The sequence below is a fragment of the Shewanella sp. JNE2 genome, from assembly GCF_023159115.1.
Taxonomy (GTDB): Bacteria; Pseudomonadota; Gammaproteobacteria; order Enterobacterales; family Shewanellaceae; genus Shewanella; species Shewanella putrefaciens.
In genome coordinates this window covers 3,286,912-3,305,110 of the sequence record NZ_CP096169.1, presented here as the reverse complement: position 1 = coordinate 3,305,110, position 18,199 = coordinate 3,286,912, and the positions used below count along the sequence as shown (strand labels likewise).

The 18,199-nt window shown below is 43.6% G+C and carries 15 protein-coding genes; 6 read left to right on the top strand and 9 right to left on the bottom strand.

Going from position 1 to position 18,199, the window contains the following annotated elements; genetic code table 11:
- Nucleotides 1-33: 33 nt before the first annotated feature.
- Nucleotides 34-1,029, top strand: a complete 996-nt coding sequence (gene serB, locus MZ182_RS14790) for a phosphoserine phosphatase SerB (protein WP_011919740.1) — start codon at nucleotides 34-36, stop codon at nucleotides 1,027-1,029.
- A gap of 115 nt (nucleotides 1,030-1,144) precedes the next feature.
- On the top strand, nucleotides 1,145-2,122 hold the full coding sequence (locus tag MZ182_RS14785) for an alpha/beta fold hydrolase (protein ID WP_248065756.1): 978 nt from the start codon (nucleotides 1,145-1,147) through the stop codon (nucleotides 2,120-2,122).
- Between the two features lie 12 nt (nucleotides 2,123-2,134).
- Here the strand turns inward: MZ182_RS14785 and MZ182_RS14780 are convergent, their stop codons facing one another.
- The gene (locus MZ182_RS14780) at nucleotides 2,135-4,522 is read right to left on the bottom strand and encodes a PilZ domain-containing protein (RefSeq protein ID WP_248065757.1); all 2,388 of its coding nucleotides are present in this window, start codon (nucleotides 4,520-4,522) and stop codon (nucleotides 2,135-2,137) included.
- A 156-nt stretch (nucleotides 4,523-4,678) separates the two neighbouring features.
- Here MZ182_RS14780 and radA point away from each other — a divergent pair, with 156 nt between their 5' ends.
- Nucleotides 4,679-6,043, top strand: a complete 1,365-nt coding sequence (gene radA, locus MZ182_RS14775; RefSeq protein WP_011788548.1) for a DNA repair protein RadA — start codon at nucleotides 4,679-4,681, stop codon at nucleotides 6,041-6,043.
- Between the two features lie 59 nt (nucleotides 6,044-6,102).
- Here radA and MZ182_RS14770 read toward each other — a convergent pair whose 3' ends face one another.
- Nucleotides 6,103-6,474, bottom strand: a complete 372-nt coding sequence (locus MZ182_RS14770; RefSeq protein WP_011788549.1) for a PilZ domain-containing protein — start codon at nucleotides 6,472-6,474, stop codon at nucleotides 6,103-6,105.
- A gap of 589 nt (nucleotides 6,475-7,063) precedes the next feature.
- Between MZ182_RS14770 and MZ182_RS14765 the strand changes: the two genes are divergently transcribed.
- Nucleotides 7,064-8,416, top strand: coding sequence for an NCS2 family permease (locus tag MZ182_RS14765; protein ID WP_248065758.1), 1,353 nt, complete (start codon nucleotides 7,064-7,066; stop codon nucleotides 8,414-8,416).
- A gap of 84 nt (nucleotides 8,417-8,500) precedes the next feature.
- Here MZ182_RS14765 and MZ182_RS14760 read toward each other — a convergent pair whose 3' ends face one another.
- The 5 genes from MZ182_RS14760 to MZ182_RS14740 all read right to left on the bottom strand — a co-directional run bounded on the left by MZ182_RS14760 (nucleotide 8,501) and on the right by MZ182_RS14740 (nucleotide 14,121).
- The gene (locus MZ182_RS14760; protein WP_011788551.1) at nucleotides 8,501-8,932 is read right to left on the bottom strand and encodes a CBS domain-containing protein; all 432 of its coding nucleotides are present in this window, start codon (nucleotides 8,930-8,932) and stop codon (nucleotides 8,501-8,503) included.
- Nucleotides 8,933-9,056: 124 nt separating this feature from the next.
- Entirely contained in the window at nucleotides 9,057-10,949 is a 1,893-nt protein-coding gene (locus tag MZ182_RS14755; protein WP_011788552.1) for a GNAT family N-acyltransferase, read from the bottom strand.
- Nucleotides 10,939-12,006, bottom strand: a complete 1,068-nt coding sequence (locus tag MZ182_RS14750; RefSeq protein WP_011788553.1) for a UDP-2,3-diacylglucosamine diphosphatase — start codon at nucleotides 12,004-12,006, stop codon at nucleotides 10,939-10,941. Before MZ182_RS14750 ends, MZ182_RS14755 begins: the two co-directional genes overlap by 11 nt.
- 170 nt (nucleotides 12,007-12,176) lie before the next feature.
- Nucleotides 12,177-12,341: a hypothetical protein gene (locus MZ182_RS14745; protein WP_248065759.1), complete on the bottom strand. Its 165-nt coding sequence runs from the start codon at nucleotides 12,339-12,341 to the stop codon at nucleotides 12,177-12,179.
- A gap of 421 nt (nucleotides 12,342-12,762) precedes the next feature.
- Complete coding sequence (locus MZ182_RS14740; RefSeq protein WP_248065760.1) at nucleotides 12,763-14,121, bottom strand: YjiH family protein; 1,359 nt, start codon at nucleotides 14,119-14,121, stop codon at nucleotides 12,763-12,765.
- A gap of 716 nt (nucleotides 14,122-14,837) precedes the next feature.
- Between MZ182_RS14740 and MZ182_RS14735 the strand changes: the two genes are divergently transcribed.
- The gene (locus MZ182_RS14735; protein ID WP_248065761.1) at nucleotides 14,838-15,518 is read left to right on the top strand and encodes a hypothetical protein; all 681 of its coding nucleotides are present in this window, start codon (nucleotides 14,838-14,840) and stop codon (nucleotides 15,516-15,518) included.
- 24 nt (nucleotides 15,519-15,542) lie between these two features.
- Here the strand turns inward: MZ182_RS14735 and MZ182_RS14730 are convergent, their stop codons facing one another.
- Together MZ182_RS14730 and ubiU are read right to left on the bottom strand one after the other, a co-directional pair.
- Nucleotides 15,543-16,418 (bottom strand): U32 family peptidase, encoded by an 876-nt coding sequence (locus tag MZ182_RS14730; protein ID WP_248065762.1) that lies wholly within the window; start codon nucleotides 16,416-16,418, stop codon nucleotides 15,543-15,545.
- A gap of 41 nt (nucleotides 16,419-16,459) precedes the next feature.
- Nucleotides 16,460-17,461, bottom strand: a complete 1,002-nt coding sequence (gene ubiU, locus MZ182_RS14725) for a ubiquinone anaerobic biosynthesis protein UbiU (RefSeq protein WP_011788558.1) — start codon at nucleotides 17,459-17,461, stop codon at nucleotides 16,460-16,462.
- Between the two features lie 138 nt (nucleotides 17,462-17,599).
- Between ubiU and ubiT the strand changes: the two genes are divergently transcribed.
- Nucleotides 17,600-18,136: a ubiquinone anaerobic biosynthesis accessory factor UbiT gene (ubiT, locus tag MZ182_RS14720; protein WP_011788559.1), complete on the top strand. Its 537-nt coding sequence runs from the start codon at nucleotides 17,600-17,602 to the stop codon at nucleotides 18,134-18,136.
- The last annotated feature ends 63 nt before the right edge of the window (nucleotides 18,137-18,199 follow it).

Genomic DNA, 18,199 nt, shown 5'->3' with positions numbered 1-18,199 from the left:
GAGTAAGCCCGATAGTTGGAGAACACGAGTCCTATGGAAAGCTTGAACCAAGATGCGCTTTTTTTATGGTTAGCGACTAACCCTTCGCCACGGTTTGAATACCAAGGGCATCTCTTTGAGGCTTATCAAGAGTCTGATACTCCACCATCGGGAACGCTTGTGCGTGTTAGGATTATTTATCAAGAGATAAGTGCACAAAAATCCCTTGCTGAGTGGCTAATCGCATTAGCGAGTACGCTCAAGTTACCCCATGTTTATATTGCGTCAATCAAACGTCAAGTGGCTTTGCATTGTATTGAACTTGCTTTACCCCTTGAGCTATCGTCCGATAGGGTAACGATGTTTCCCTATGATTTGGCAGAGTTGCATGTTTTTAATACTGATTTACCCAAATTAAGTGTACCAGGGTTACTTGTGATGGATATGGATTCAACTGCGATTCAAATCGAATGCATCGACGAATTAGCCGCGATGGCCGGCGTTGGGGAGCAAGTGGCGGCAATAACCGAAAGGGCCATGCAGGGGGAACTTGATTTTGAGCAGAGCTTACGTCAACGAGTCGCTCAACTTAAGGGGGCAGATGCCAATATTATTACGACGTTATGCCACCAATTACCATTGATGCCAGGACTTGAATCTATGCTGGCTGAACTTAAATCCCATGGTTGGCGTTTAGTGGTGGCATCTGGTGGCTTTACACCTTTTGTGGGGCATTTAAAGCAACTGTTAAATTTAGATGCGGCTTTTGCTAATGAGTTAGTGATTACTGACGCTAAACTGGCGGGCACAGTGACGGGTAAGGTCGTTGATGCACAATATAAGGCTGATGTCGTAGCGCATTGCAGCGCGCAGTGGAATATCCCTCGGGGACAAAGAGTGGCTATTGGTGATGGCGCCAATGATATTCCTATGGTCAAAGCGGCAGATTTTGGCATTGCATTCCATGCTAAACCTAAGTTAGCTGCAGCGGCGGATGCCAATATTCGCCATCTCGACTTGCGGGTGTTGCCTTACTTGTTACAAAACTAAGTTATCCATTTATTGAAATTAATTGATATAAAAACAGGGGTTAGAGTAATGACTCTTGTTTTTTCAATGTGAACTGGTAGTTTAGTTCTACTTAATAAACTGCCAGTGACTTATTTTGACTCCGTTTATTGCTAGTGCGACTTCAGCCATTTCACAAACTTCACTCTATATTCCCTATCGGGATGGACTGTTACATCTGCGTCAGTTATTACCCGCGAAACCTCATTTCTCAAAAACTCCCATTCTAATGCTCCACGGAGCCATGTCTAATGGAAGGGTGTTTTATAGCCAAAGTAGTCGTGGTCTTGGGTGTTTTTTGGCCAAGGCTGGTTTTATCGTTTATGTGCTTGATACCGCCGGAAGAGGACTTAGTGTTCCCAAGATTACCCGAGGATTTACCTTAGGCCAGGGAGAAGTTATTCGTGAGCAGATCCCTTTAGTGCAGCAGTTTATTTTGAATTTACATCAAAAGGCCTGCCACGATCTTGCTGTTACTGCGCCATCTCAAGTGCACTGGTGTGCGCATTCTTGGGGCGGTGTGTTAATGGCGAGTAGCTTGGCCCGTTACCCAGAGCTACAACAAAACGTTCGTTCATTGCTCACTTTCGGCAGCAAACGTACTATCCGAGTAAAGTCTTTTAAAAAATGGTTGATGGTCGATGTCTTCTGGAATCGACTTGCCCCGAGTCTAGCGATGGGGCAAGGTTACCTTGCCGCAGATAAATTGCGTGTTGGTATGGATAATGAGAGCCGTGCCTCGTTAGTTCAAAGTATCGATTGGGTGCGGGGTGAATGGTGTGATCATGATGATGGATTTGATTATGCAAAGGCTGCAGCCAATGCCCAATGGCCGCCAGCTTGGTTTATTGCGGGGCAAAATGACACTGTATTAGGTCATCCAGAAGATGTCACCGATATGATTACCGAATGTGGATTCAAACGGGTTAAATTTACTTTATTATCAAAAATAAACGGTTTTAAACAGGATTATGGGCATGGGGATATGTTGACCCATTTAGATGCAGTAAGTGATCATTTTCCGTTGATCCGTGACTGGTATTTAGCTTTTGATCTTTGTGTATTAAAGGATTAGTTACGCATAGCATCAATTAACACTTTTTTGATGTAATGCAGGATATCTCAGTTCTACTTCTTGGGTGATATCCAGTAATTCCCCCACACCAATAATGCGCCATAGTTGTTCTTCTAGCTGTTTAGCTTTGTGATTTGCATGAATATTAATATATTCAAGCTCGCGGCGAAGATAGCTCATATCGGGTTTTTCCGTTGCACCGCGGTAGATGCGTAATGCCATAAATCGTCCCGCTATTTTACTCTGATGAATAAAAGCGAGCTTCACTTGTGTGTTAATCATTTCGTTTGCTAGTACGCATTTTAGGTGGATTTGCCCTCGAGATTGGCGTGTCAGTTGGATGAATACTTCAATAAAATCCATATCTTGTTGGGGTTTCATTTGACGTATAGGATCGAGAATATCACGCTTAAAAAAGCCATCCTTGAGCAGCGGCCCCAAATTGTATTGCAGTATATCTGAGGTGCCAGCCGCAAAAATAGCACTGATATCATCCTGTTCTGTACCAATACCAAGGCAGGCTATTTGAGCTGATTTAGTGGTTTTTTCAACAAAATAGGGTACAGAACATAGATGATGCAGCAGAATGTTTTTTAAGCCATCGGCGAGTTCTTTTGCTTCGTTATCGTTTTGTGTCAGTTGTTCGAGTTTTTCCTTATTGTGGGCAATGAGTTTATTTAAAAACTCGACCCCTACATGGGGGGTGTGACCCATAATGGCGGTTAAATGCAAGGTGACACCATTTTTTCGCGTTCTCACTAAACGATAGGGAAGGTGATCGAGTTGAGTTTTACCCGCAATCGTTTGTAACTTTGGAAAGCTGAGCATCAGAGGTTTATTCGACGAGAACTCTGTTGGATGATCTAGGGTTAACTGCATACCTCTACTGGATATATCTAGGCTAATTCCCGAGGCCTTTAGCTCATCTTGTGAAATATTCACTAAGGTTTTAAAAGCAAAACGGGCTTCTTGTCTACGCTCACTAAACTGCATTGAAATGGATTTAATTGGGTGTGTGGTTAGCTTTTGTTGGGCAAAGGTTTTCAGAGCATTGACATTACTATTATCTTGCCAAGCTTTATAGTCAGCCCTTGCTTCTTCATTTGTAAGATCGACAAGTTGTAGCAAATGGCTGAATTGAGCAAGTTGTTGTTCGACGATGGGGCTGTATTTAGCTTCATCCCCCGGTAATGTAGCGCGACGGTATCCCTTAGCGTGGTAGATTTTATCTTGGGTGAGCTTAAAGATGCGCCAACTTGGTTTTGTCGATGCAAAACCTAAAAATAATGGCATCATGCCCTTAGCTTTTAGCTCGGCTAAGGTTGCAGAATAAAAACATAAGCACCCCTGAGCGTTATAAGTAAAGCTAAAAAATAATCCATTATCTGGATCTTCAGGGTGATTGAGTAATGCGGATAGCCTGGTTTGCGTTAGCATGGCGGGTAATTGGCTGACATCATTTTCATCCTGAAAATAATGTACTATTTGTTGGTTATCGCGGCTGAGTAACATATGACTCAAGCCTTGGGTTTGGCTATTGAAGTAGAGCGGTAAATGTGGCAAATGCGGTAAATAATGGCGCTCCAATCCTAAACCAGAGGCGGTAACTAGGACATCGTTAACATCTAATTTATAACGTAATTTGTAACCACGGATCAAATTGCTGAGCATTTGCCCAAGGGCCTCAGTGCCACTAATACGTTTAAGTCTTAACCAAATAAACTCACTATTGGTTTGTTTGTCGACGATTTCGTAGTCGACACCGAGTTGGAGGTCTGGATAATAGTATTCTTCACTAAGCTCAAGCAGTTTTACTTTTAACGGTTTATCAAGATCAAATGGATGATTCGCCGGAAGTCGAATACGAGCGCCATTGACGGAGAGATCGGCTGTAATGCCTGGCAGCTCTCCACGTCCAATTTGTGAGGCCATAATACGAATGCTGTAATTCATTCGTTCTTCAGTGCGATTAAAATAACTTCCCAAAACAACGCCTGGCACCATAAAAGGCTCAGGTTCTATTGCAGAGTCCGCTTGTTGTATACCTTGGCGTAATTTTTGGCGACGTTGTTGATGAGCCGCGATAACATATTCATATACTCCTAGCGTATATTGATTACGATAAAGTGACATGGCTTCTTGAAGACTGTGTTTGGCGGGTTCATCTAAAAAGTGGCGTTGTTGGCCGAGCATAGCTTCAGTACAGGGAAGCTCAGATTTATCCCTAAGATCGATAATACGTGTACAAGGCGACGCCAAACGATTGAGTTCCATTTTTAATAGAAAACGTGTCGAATTGGTTTCATCAATCGTTAGCTGCTGGAAAATCTCTTGGAAGTTAGGTTCCATGAGCAGCGGCTTAAGTTGTTCGATGAGTGCACTGTGGTTATCTAAACTCATATAGGGTTCTTTTCTAATGCTTATTAATACCCAAGCTACCTGAATATACGAGTTTCAGCATCTTCAGGTTGTTTGGGTATATGCCGTGCTGTGTTAGTCTTATGTCGGCAGTATTCACAGTTACTTAAATTTATTTTATACAGATTTTAATGAGTTATGGCAAAGAATAAAACTGCGTACGTGTGTAATGAGTGTGGGCAAGACTTTCCTCGTTGGCAAGGCCAATGTAGCGCCTGCCAAGAATGGAATACGATTACCGAAGTTAGACTCGGTGCTGCTTCGCCTGGGCGAGGGACTAAGTTTGCAGGTTATGCAGGGGCAAGTAGTAGTGAAGTCAAAACCTTAGATCAAATCGATTTGAATGCGTTACCGCGAATTTTGAGTCACTTTGGAGAACTCGACCGAGTGCTGGGGGGCGGGATTGTCCCAGGTTCAGCGATTCTTATCGGTGGTCACCCTGGAGCCGGTAAAAGTACCCTGTTGTTGCAAACGCTCTGTTATTTGGCTGAACAAATGCCGGCATTATACGTAACGGGTGAAGAGTCTTTACAGCAGGTTGCCATGCGCGCCCATCGTTTGGGTTTACCGACCAATAAATTACGGATGTTATCGGAAACCAGTGTCGAGCAAATTTGTGAGGTTGCCCTAAAAGAATTACCTAAGGTGATTGTGGTTGATTCGATTCAGGTCATGCATATGAGTGATGTGGCATCAAGTCCTGGCAGTGTGTCGCAGGTACGAGAGTCTGCTTCTTATTTGACGCGTTTTGCGAAACAAAATGGTATAGCCGTGATTATGGTGGGCCATGTCACTAAGGACGGTAGCCTTGCTGGCCCTAAGGTGCTTGAGCATTGTATTGATTGTTCAGTGATGTTTGAGGGGGATAGTGACAGTCGTTACCGTACCTTGCGTTCCCACAAAAACCGTTTCGGTGCAATCAATGAGTTAGGTGTATTTGCCATGACAGAGCGCGGCTTAAAAGAAGTCGCTAATCCTTCAGCTATCTTCCTTTCCCGTGGTGAAGAGGAATCGTCTGGTTCTTTAGTGATGGTGGTGTGGGAAGGTACACGACCGCTGTTAGTAGAACTGCAAGTGCTGGTGGATAACTCGGCTATGTCTAATCCGCGCCGCGTGGCTGTTGGGATGGATGCAAACCGTTTAGCCATGTTACTGGCGGTTATGCATCGCCATGGCGGTTTGCAAATGTCGGATCAGGATGTGTTTGTTAACGTAGTCGGCGGCGTTAAAGTGACGGAAACCAGTGCGGACTTAACCCTATTACTGGCAATGGTATCGAGTTTTCGTGGCGAGATTTTACCCAGTGATTTGGTCGCATTTGGTGAAGTCGGGTTATCGGGCGAAATTCGGCCAGTGCCAAATGGACAAGAGCGATTAATCGAAGCGGCTAAACATGGCTTTAAACGAGCGATAGTCCCTAAGGCTAATGTGCCTAAAAAGCCTCCTATAGGGATGGAAGTTATCGGTGTTTCAAAACTATCAGAAGCCTTAGAGGCGATTTAGCTTAGTGGTTGAGTGCACCCCAATATAAGCAATGCTTATATTGGGGTTAATAAGTGCGCTTAATGGGCGTTATTGTGTTCTTCAATAAAAAATGCAAGTTCTCGGTTAAGCAGAGTAGCATCGCCAAGATTGAGCTCAACCATGCGTTTAAGATGGCTAATGCTATCGACATCAATAAAGTTACATTTTAAACCAAGCTGGGCGTTTCTTTGATGGACTAACTCGGTTTCCATTTGCAGTTCAATATCGGATTCAGGCAGGGTAAAACTTAGCCGAATCGGTTTTCCTGAGTTAATAAAGTCATGTGGTTCTTCAACCAATGCGCCATTAAGGCTGAGGTCGAGAATGGTGGTTTGCCAATGCTCGTTTCCTTGGTGCAGTGATGCGCTGGCAGCGAATAAAATCCGCGAAAATTTGCGTCTCTCGTCCATAACCAATTCTTTTCCTTTCATAGTTTTACCAACGGTAGCCTTAATGTGGAGAGTTCTAAGCATAAGTCATATTCATCTGGCTGTAAAAGCGAGTGCGTTTTTTATTCAATAACCCAACTTAGATCGCATATTACATTTTCATTAATAGTGAATTGTGAGCGTGTTTTGATGTCAGGTGTTTTGTGCATCTGATTAGTTTGGTCTTGTTCTGACAGAGTATTAATGGTTTTTCCGTGATCTAAAACGACAGTGATGTCATAAGATTTGGTTGTTTGTTGAACAACTGATTTCGGATTTTATCACTAATTTTTTATCGAAGTGCTGGCGATGTCTTAGCTATCCTTGGGATATTCCAGTATCATCCGCGGCCAACAACGGCTGCGTCAATATGGTTAATGTGTTTTAGCCATTGCGAAGTATCACTGCTTGCAGATCATGGATTTTTCCCGCAGTAGGAAAATGATGTGGATCTCTCACCCACATTCGATGAATTTGGGGCTCTAATCTGCCGCAGCCAGCGTCGCCAATCGTGTTTTTTACACTCTGGTATCGACCCTAATTTTAAGAGATCACAAGGTATAACTACATTATGTCTGAGCACTTAAGTTCAACAACCGTATCCTCAGGTTCATTTCTAAACCGTTACTTTTCAATTCATCAACGTGGTAGCACAGTTCGTCAAGAAGTCATTGCAGGGTTAACGACCTTCCTTGCCATGGTTTATTCAGTGATTGTGGTACCCAATATGCTGGGACAAGCAGGATTTGATCCCGGTGCTGTATTTATCGCAACCTGTTTAATTGCTTCTTTCGGTTCTTTGCTGATGGGATTATGGGCCAACTTACCCATGGCGATTGGTTGCGCCATTTCACTCACGGCCTTTACCGCATTTAGTTTGGTACTAGGTCAGGGCATGTCGATTCCGGTCACCTTAGGCGCGATTTTCCTGATGGGTGTGACATTTACGCTTGTGAGTGTGACAGGCATTCGTCAGTGGGTGCTCGCTAATTTACCTAAAGGCATTGCCCATGGTACTGGTATAGGTATCGGTTTGTTTTTACTCTTGATTGCTACTAACAGTGTGCAGTTGATTGTGGCAAATAGTTCAGGCTTACCCGTAAAGTTAGGTGATATTAACAGCTTACCTGTTATCGCTACTGTTATCGGTTTAGCAGCGACAATTGGTTTAGAGCGCCGTGGTGTACCAGGCGGTATTCTGTTGGTTATTATCGCGTTATCGGTATTTGGTTTAGTGTTCGATCCGAGCGTGAAATACCAAGGCTTATTTGCCTTCCCCGATTTTACCTCTGAGCATTCACTAATTGGGCAACTCGATATTATGGGCGCCTTTAATCCTGTGGTATTACCGATTGTGCTTGCTTTAGTGATGACAGCTATTTTTGATGCAACAGGCACTATTCGTGCAGTGGCAGGGCAAGCTAACCTACTGGATAAAGATGATAATATTGTTGGCGGCGGTAGAGCACTGACATCGGATTCTGTGAGTAGTATGTTTGCAGGTGTAGTCGGTGGCGCCCCTGCCGCTGTGTATATCGAGTCAGCCGCAGGCACTGCCGCGGGTGGTAAAACCGGTTTAACGGCAACGATTGTTGGCGTGTTGTTTGTGTTTATGGTTTTCCTCGCGCCTTTGAGCTACTTAGTCCCTGCTTATGCAACGGCCCCCGCGCTGATGTACGTAGGTTTATTGATGCTGAGTAATGTGGCAAAGCTCGACTTTAACGATAAAGTTGATGCTATGGCGGGATTGACCTGCGCAGTATTTATCATTTTAAGCTGCAATATTGTGACGGGCATTATGCTGGGCTTTGTCACTTTAGTGATTGGTCGTATTTGCAGTGGTGAATGGCGTAAGTTAAAGGTGGGTGTATTAGCCATTACCTTAGGCTTAGTTGTGTTTTATATGGGCGGATGGGCGATTTAACGTCACTATCTGAACGTCACTATCTGAACATCACTATCTGATTGTAGAAAAGCCTTATTGTCGAAAAGCGAGTGCAGCCAAGGTTTAGCACTCGCTTTGATTTTGAGCACGACATTCACAATAGGCTCTTAGTAAATCCTTCCAAGTGACAATTCCGACCAAGTTCCCATTCTCTAGTACGGGTAAGCAGCCAATATTGTTATCCAGTAACAGGCGAGTCGCTGTGTCCAAGTTGATGTGAGGAGCCACTGTTATCGGGTCACGGGTCATCACTTGATGCACCCGTTTTTGCAAGGTCTCTAAATCTTTGATGGTTTCGGCGCTACTGCCAAGATTAGGACTAATTGCTCGCAGTAGATCTCGCTCAGATAGCACACCCTCTAATTGATACTCATCAACAACCAGCAAATGATGGAAACTTGCTTGATCGAATATTTCCTTTGCCACAGTGAGCCGATCGTCCATTTCGACTGTGACGACTCGGGTACTCATAATATCGGCGATGAAGATCGTCATGGTACTTCCCCTGTTAATGCACTGCATTACAGATACTTATAACAGAGTGATGTTTAATTATCCAACTCATTATTACAAAGTCTTAACCTTTAGCAGCATTAAGATTAAGTTGTACTTTGCTAAGCTAGTCCTGATCATCGTGGTCATCTTCCGGTGCGATAAACATGCGCTCAGCTTCAGGTAAATGCACGCCAATGTAGCGTTGGTATTTTTTACCTTTTAGCTTATGGGTATCGACCAGTACTAGGCCATCAATACAATCTCCAAAATCGGCATCAATACCAAAAGCGAGGAATTTAACCCCGTCAGCCCGACAGAGTTCGCCATATTGTTTGTAAAGCGTTGGAACTGCGGCGCCCATGCTCGCCAGCATTTGTTTAAGCTGTTTGAAATTATTTTGGTAATCATCATGATGATATAAGTTATCTAATTGTGCTTTTTGCTGTTGTGATAGCCCAAAGGGTGACATAGAAACAGCCATCGCTTGTGTTGGAGCAAATTCTCTCGAGTAAAAGTGCACAAGCATTTCCCGTGCACTGCCGGGAAGCTGATTACTGATGGATACAGGGCCAAATAAATAACGATATTCAGGATGTTTAGCCAGAAACGCCCCAATGCCAAACCACAGGTAGTCTAAGCTACGTTTTCCCCAATATTTTGGCTGCACAAAACTGCGACCGAGTTCTAAGCCTTGTTTGACATAGGGCATAAAACAGTCCGCATATTGAAATAGGGATTGGCTATAAAGCGCGTTATCGCCGTATTGAGCTAACACCTTATCACCACTAGCAAAACGATAGGCACCAACAATTTCGAATAGTTCTTTATCCCACAGGACAAGATGCTGATAGTAAGAGTCGTATTTATCGATATCACGGCGTTTACCTGTTCCTTCTCCCACAGCACGAAAGGCGATTTCTCGTAAGCGACCAATTTCCCTCATGATGGGATTGCTATCGTGATGCTGGTAGAGGTAGATCTGTTTCTTATCTTGAGTTTCACCCAAAAGCTCACAGTGTTGTAATGCGCTTTGTAACTCTCTTCTGGATTCAGGATGAGCGATAGCACTCTGGGTAATAAACAGCGGTTCTTTATCTTTACCTATTCGATATAAATGATTCTTCAACAGTTTTATTTTGGTTTTAAGCGGAAAATCCATCGAACGCACGGCTTCGTTGGGAATAAGCTCACCAATGCGGATAGGCATATTGCGTTTGGCTTGTTTGAACATCTCTTTGACTAATAGTAGTGTCGCCAGCGGTTTATAAATCATGGATGCGCCGTAGAAGGTGGCTGAATTTTTGGCATCAAGATAGATAGGCAATAAAGGCGCATTGCAGGAAATGGCCATTTTTAAAAAACCCGAATGCCATTGGGTATCTCTTACCCCGTTGGGTCGCAGGCGCGAGACTTCGCCCGAGGGGAAAATCAGCACAGCACCTTCATTACGCAGATGCTGGTGGATATTCTCTAAATGCTGTTTTGGTGTGCCACCTGTCATATTGCGTACGGGGAGCAAAATGGAATGTAAAGGCTCCAGTGCCATCAGGAGTTCGTTGGCAACGACTTTAATATCGGGACGAATTTCGCTGATTAACTTAATCAGTGCGAGTGCATCGAGTGAACCTATCGGATGGTTTGCGAAGATAATGACTCGTCCTTCGCAGGGGATGTTTTCAATCTCATTGGCTGGGACAGTAAAGCTAAAATCGAAACTTGCTAATACTTGCTCAACAAAGTCGATACCTTGTAAGTAGGCAAATTGATTAGCGATATCATTGCATTCTTTCTCATTAAGAAGATAACGCAGCATGGCTTTGGCGGGTTTAGCGAGCCAAGGCTTGCCATTGATCGTGGGAAGATTATGTTCAACCACGTTATCGACGGTAAAAATCATGGTATTTGCCTTAAACGCAGTCAGCGGCACCGTTTGGTTGTTATCGCTAAGGCTGCTGTTTAGCACTGGTTTATTGTGTTTTATAGCGTTATGTAATTGATTCATAATGTTAGGCAACATCCCTTGGGCGAATTTCACCAGTATTTGTGTTTGGCACCTGTTGCAGAGCCGTTTTTTGTTGTTTGCTTTTGGGCGTTTCAGGCGGCTGTTGAACTAATGCGATACTGTTGAGAATATCGAGATTGAGCGTTTGTTCATTCCAGCGGCAAAGCTGTAATTCACCTGTGAGGGTTTCAGTCATTAAGCTGCAGTTTTCGACCCAATCCCCGTCGTTAGCGTAAATAATCTGACGCTTACCTGGCGTACTGTTATTAACCGATCTTGGGTGAGTTGATAGCTCGGGTTGATGTATATGGCCGCAGATAACACCATCAACATCAAAGTGTTGGGCATAGTTGATCACGGCTTGGCGATAGCGGCTAATGGCAACCTGAGCTTTACCCACTCTGGATTTGATGTAACTTGCCAGTGACCAATAGGGGTAACCAAAGCGTTCACGTAGACGGTGAAGATGACGATTTAGAAATAACAATAAATCGTATAAGTTATCACCCAACATGGCATAAAAACGACCGACACAGACATCGGAATCAAATTGATCACCGTGGAGCATCAATAGTTTATGACCACCAATCCCTTGGTGAATATGTTGGTGGGCAATTTTGATATTCCAAAGGCTAAGCTCGGCATAGGGTTTTATCAGTTCGTCATGGTTGCCTGGTAGATAAATCACTTGGGTACCGTTTTGCGCCAACTCGATGATTTTTTGCAGCACTTTGTTGTGGCTATCTGGCCAATGTAATTTACGTTTAAGCGCCCATAAATCGACTATATCTCCCACTAAATACAAGTGCTGGCAGCGCACAGTTGTGAGCAAGCTAAGTAGATAATCAGCCTTACAATCTTTACAGCCTAAATGGATATCCGAGAGCCAAAGGGCGTTAACTGTTGTAGTGTGGCTGTTAGCTGCATTGATTAAGCTGGAAATGGTTGGCGTTGAGAAGGAGACGGTATTAATAGTGGATGGGTTGTTGGAATAGTTACTGGGACGGTTGCGGGGATGGTTGAGTGTGTGGCTAAGAGTGCGCTCAAGCCCTCTGTAGTTGGCTCCAGTCATCTGATATTCACCCTATGCGGCTGTTGACTGCCTTAGAGAGTAGTCACGTGCTTTGACTGAATGATGAAGCTTAAGTGACATGCAGATGACAAAAAGGTGGATTAGCTTGGACTTAACTTGTCAAGATTCACATCAGGATGCCAGGATGCAATGAGAGCCGATAGGTTGAGTTAACTCACTTTTGCCCCAAAGCAAGATAACTTTATCGTCAGTTGTGCTACATAAATTGTCACTGTTTCCCCAGTGACTCGCCGTAAATATATCCCTATAGGCTCGACGGCGGCATCCATGCCGCCAACGGTCACTGGTACAACAATGCCAATCTTAACTAACACTTCTGCTGTTCGTTTAGCTAAAAAGCTATTGTCCCAAAACAAGTCGCATATCTACTTTAAAACAAACAGGCTACACCGATGTTAAACAGGTGAGCCATGGTGATTGGCGAGACGACCGTCCGCCCCATGGACGGGGCGGTCGAGCATCCACGGATGGACTCGCTGCGTGTCGGTGAGCGAATGCCATGGCTCATCATAAGCCAGCACTTAAAGAATTAAATGACCAAGTTTGATCCTCAGCAGTGCTATCCAGAAATTCTTAAAGTACTTCTGTCCAAAACTGAGTTGTGTGGTTACGAGTGGCGTTTGTACGCTTTAGTCACACTATATAATCAAAACTGTCAGTTCGTGTATGAGTGAGTACAAAAAAGGGGAGTCAGTTAACCTGACTCCCCTTGATATTTCAAAGGTGATGTTGCGCTTAGAACAGCAAGTGAGCAACACCCGCAATCACTGGCAGCGTCACTAAGGTACGCAGGATAAACACTACGAATAGCTCAATAAAGTTTACCGGAATTTTACTGCCGATCAGCAGTGCGCCCACTTCACTCATATAAATCAACTGAGTCACAGATAACGCCGCAATCACAAAGCGAGTCATATCCGACTCAATTGAGCTTGCGAGGATAGAAGGAATAAACATATCGGCAAAGCCAACAACGATAGTTTTAGAGGCTTCAGTCGCTTCAGGAATATGCAGTAATTCAAGTAATGGAATAAATGGCATACCTAAATAGTTAAAGATGGGCGTATGTTCGGCGATAATCAGTGCCAGAGTACCGATTGCCATTACCACGGGGATAATGCCAAACACCATATCAACAACGTTTTTAATACCCTCATGTAAGACGGTTTTAATTCCTCCTGTACTGGCGGCTTTTTCTAAAGCTTTATCAAAGCCCCAAGAAAAAGCACTGTGCCCCGTTGGAATAATTTCATCATCGGGTTTACGGGGGGTATCGTCGATGTAATGATCTTTTTTCCACGAAAGAGGCGGTAACTTTGGCACAATCACTGCGGCGGCAAAACCCGCTAAGCACACGGTTAAGTAAAAGGGCACAAACATATGCTCTAACTTCACTTGTGAGATCACCACTAAGCTGAAGGTGATTGATACTGCGGAGAAAGTGGTTCCAATAACCGCGGCTTCTCTCTGGGTATAAAAGCGTGCTTCGTATTGCTTGCTGGTGAGTAGAATCCCCACGCTACCATCACCTAACCACGAAGCCATACAGTCGATAGCACTGCGACCCGGTAGATTGAATACGGGGCGCATAATCTTAGTTAATAGCGTGCCAAAAAGTTCGAGCAGACCAAAGTTGAGTAGTAGCGGTAACAACATTCCTGCAAATATAAATACGCAAAATAACACTGGCAGCAGGTCATTTAAAACCAGCGCACCAGTGCTTGATGAGTTAATTACTTCAGGGCCAATAACACCGTAAGTGAGTACGATAAACACGGCACCCACAATACGAGTGGTTAGCCATAAAGGGCTAATATTGAGTAGCCCATTGAGAAAATGGTTATTAAAGACAAACTTAGGTTGAACTATTTTTGTGAGCAATGAGGCCAAAGCCATTGCCACGACAATAATAGTCACTATTAAAGTGAGTACTTCACTCAATGCACTTTGTAATGCTTTAGATATAATAGCGATAGGGATAGTGATCGCATCGTTGTAGCTGAGTGGGGTCATAAACAGCAGCAGACCTATCAGCGAAGGGACGATAAAGGTGAGTATCGTCTTCATATTGCGGTTTTTATGTTCAGTAGCCAATGGTGTACACCTTAAAGTACGAGTCGCACAAAATAAATTTGAATAAGCCGCAGTCCAAACTGTTTTTAATGCCAGTTAAGGTGCATTTTCATTCAACTCAAAAACGAGAAGGGGGAAGATTACTCGCTTCGCCTTCCTATGTAAAACGATTCGCTGGTTAGTTTGATATAAGCAGCAAAACAGCATAGTTATTTTTTACGTACTCCACTTTAGTCTATAGTCATTTTTATCAAGCTATCACTATGCTATATTAAATTAATCAATTGGTTAGCTCGTTATTGTTCATGCACTTTTTATAAGCGTATTATCGTGTCGCCGATTATGTGATCTGTTCAGGATCGAGTAAAAAATATCATGTTCAGGACATGAAATGCAGCCCCTGGCGATTTTTTAGTCGTTATTGTCAGCTGGCTGGAGGGGAATAGAAAAATAGCATGACCAGCCGCAGGCGTGGCCCGTTTTAACCTTGATATGACGTTACTGTTGAGCGAGATTACATTTTTATGCGCAGTGTAGTGGCATGCTCAATCGTTTTATTGGTTTTTCTGGGAAGCTATTGTTCTGCTTAAGGATGACTAAAAAATCAAAAATTATGGAGAAAGTAAAAAATTATCATAAAGCGGATGTGTGCCGCTTTAAATCTTTCTATTTCCATGTAAGTTAATGTTATTCCTATTCGCTAATTTACTTATGACTGTTACGATAAGAAGCGTCAAATGAAAAAGAGTGCTGCACTTGCCACTAAATTTGGTTTTCTTGGTATCTTTGTGTTATTGCTCGGGATTATTGTGTCGGTACTGGGTTTTCATTCTTCAAATGAGCAGTATTTCAACTTTCTCAATCATACTTTAAGTGAATTAGGGACATATGGACATTCTCCCTTCGCAGTTATCCTAAATGGTGGATTATTCTTCGGCAGTTTAAGTATCGTTTTTTATTGTTTGTCTTCATTACAGAATGTCACTTCATGTTGGGGATATCCTTTTTTTATCTGTTTAGCCCTAACCTTCTTTGCGTTAGCTTGGGTCGGTTTATTCCCCGTTAATGTATACCATTTACATATTTTAGGGCTGAAATGGTTTTTTTATTTTGGCAGCCTAAGTGCAATATTCTATTTAATCTTGGCCAGTGTTGGCCGTTCTGCATTCGGACGTTGGACTTGGTTATTAGCCTTGATAGTGCTCTGTAGCATGATGATGTTTTTGTACGCGCCGCAATTGGAATTGGGCTTAACAGAAGGCGATAGGCCTTTCTATCAAGAAATGGTGCAACAACTTCCAAGACCCACACCATGGTGGCCAGCGCTACTAGAATGGATAGGGCTTGGTAGTTTATTGTGTTGGATGACGGTACTGCTTTTAAGTCAACTAACCTATAACCCAAAGGTTGATTATTGAGGCTGACTTAGTTGGCGTCAGTTACTAGGTTGCGTGATGAATAGTCAGGCCAGCTTCACCAAACCAATAACCATCACATTGCTCACCCTTTATAGGAGCATTGAGTACCATTTCAGGCATGTTAAGGGCTTCGATTAAACTTTCGGCTCGCACGATCGATTCTGTACCGCTAGGTGAGACTCTAAATACATCCACTCCCATTGTATTCATTGCTGCGATTTCACTGCTTAAATCTAAACAAGCTGCAGATTGGGTTTGAATACCATTAAGCCTTAATAGCGGCTGCATCTCTTGGGTTTGAGCGAGCAGCCCCTTGCTATATTGGCGGCAAATTGTTTCACAACTGTCTTTAGTGAGTTGTTTGTGTCTTGCAGTAAAACAGCGCGCTGAATGAGCCAGAGGTAAATAGCCATGGCCAAAAACTTCTACCTCAAAAGTGGGTTTATTCTGTATGACTTGTTGTAGCCAAGCTTTAGATAATTCCACAGGCATCACAAATCGTTGCATACCAAAGCCATGTAAAATATCTAGGCTAGCTCGGTTATAGTTGTTGATACTCGCACCGCAGACAAAGGGTAATTTGTGTTCTTTGGCGAGGTAGACTGCAGCCATGTCATTAGCTTCTATCATAAATTCGCCATTATCGACTTGACGCTTAAGCTCGGTATATTCCGATGACGCTTCAATTAATGCCAGTGTTGAAATCACCACTTCTTTACCAGCCTGCTTGAGCATTTGCGCAAGCTCAAAATAATCCCCCCATTTGAGTTCGCGTCTGCGGCTACAGACAGCTTCTCCTAAATAGACTAGCGGAATTTGGCTGGCTGCAACTTGTTGGTAAAAGGCCATGACCTGTTGTTTTTGCCAGCAATACAGTAATGGTCCTAGGGAAATACGCATAACTCTTCCTTACTTTCAGTCTGTTGGTTGAGCATTTCTGCTTATTGCCAGTTGCGCTCGTAGGCACCAAGCGTTGTGATCTGCCCTTCAGAAACCTTCGCTAAGGCCTGTTCCCAATGGGGTTGACTGTGAAATTTATCGGGATTTTCCAGATAGGTATCGATGGCTTGACGCCAGACTTTAGTCACTTGCTCAACATAAGCAGGGCTACGCTGACGGCCTTCAATTTTTAAGGACACTATGCCAGCCTTAGCCAGTTCAGGCAGAAGGCTTAAGGTGTTTAAACTGGTCGGAGACTCAAGTAAATACTGGGGCGAGTCCTGATCTTCGGTGAGATAACGGCCTTTACAGACCACGGGGTAACCCATTTGCTCATCTAAGGCTGATTTATCAATAAGCACATCATTGAGTCGAGTTAATCTATCTTGTCCTTCTTCTTGCCAGCGTACGTGTTTGGCTGGCGAACAAGAACCGCCCGTGTTGGGCGATTGCCCAGTAACATAGGAGGACAGATGACACCGCCCTTCAGCCATAATGCACAGACTGCCAAAGGCGAACACTTCTAAATCTACGGGGCTGACTTTAGCAAGATCGCGCACTTGTTTCATCGAGAGCACCCGAGGTAAAACCACGCGGGCAATATTGAAGGCGTCTTTATAAAAACTCAGGGCACCCAGATTGGTCGCGCTTGCCTGCACAGAAAGATGCAGTGGCAACTGCGGATAATGTTTATGGGCATAATCGAGCAAAGAAAGATCGGCAACAATCAATGCATCCATATTGAGTTTGGCGGCTAAATCTATTGCTTGATACCAACGATGTTCTTCACCTGGTTTTGGAAATGTGTTTAAGGTTAAAAAGATTTTCTTACCGCGTATATGTGTAAGCTCAGTGGCTTCCTGTAGCTTTGCTGGGGTGAAGTTTAATCCCGCAAATGAACGTGCATTGGTATCGTCTTTTAACCCTAGATACACAGCGTCTGCACCGGCTTGCAGTGCCGATTTGAGTGAGGCCAAATTGCCTGCTGGACACAAAAGCTCCATATTTATGCTCCCGATAAATAGATAGCCGCTGAGTTTAGGCAAGATTGAATCGTGGTGAATTGATTTAAAACAGGTTTAAGATCATAAAATCCCGCTAAACTGGGACATATCGTGTTTTATTTTTGTAGGGTATTGATTATGTCCGCTGTTTTTTCAGCAAAATTAGCAAAACAACTCCTTGAAATTACACCTAAGTTGATGAGTTTTCCCCTTGCAAAAGTCCCTTTTAGCCTTAAGGCGAAAGTGATTAGCCAATTGCTTGGGCTTTTGCTTGCTTCGCAGGCAGCGGATGATGAACTGGACTTTTTAGCAGGAAAATGGGTTGCTATTCGAGTTGAGGATTTACACCTGAATTTTGAAGTGACTTTTGATGGTCAATGGCAAGTGAGAGAGTTAACTCAGGCGCAGGTTACCTTTAGTGCCAACTCCGCAGAGTTAGTGTTAGTTGCAGCAGCCAAAGAAGACCCTGACACGTTATTTTTTCAGCGTAAGCTGAATATTGAAGGGGATACAGAATTGGGGCTTGAGGTGAAAAACCTATTACTCAGCATCGAATTTTCAACAATGCCAACGCCGATACGTCTGAGTATCGAAAAGCTGGCAGCGATCATTGAGCGATTACAAATAGAGGCTAAGCCAACGGTGATTCTGAGTAAATCCCCCAGTTTTAACTAGGGCGTGTTGATATTTCGAGATTAATATTGTTTGGTAGGGATAAAGCAAAAGCCCTGAGTTTAC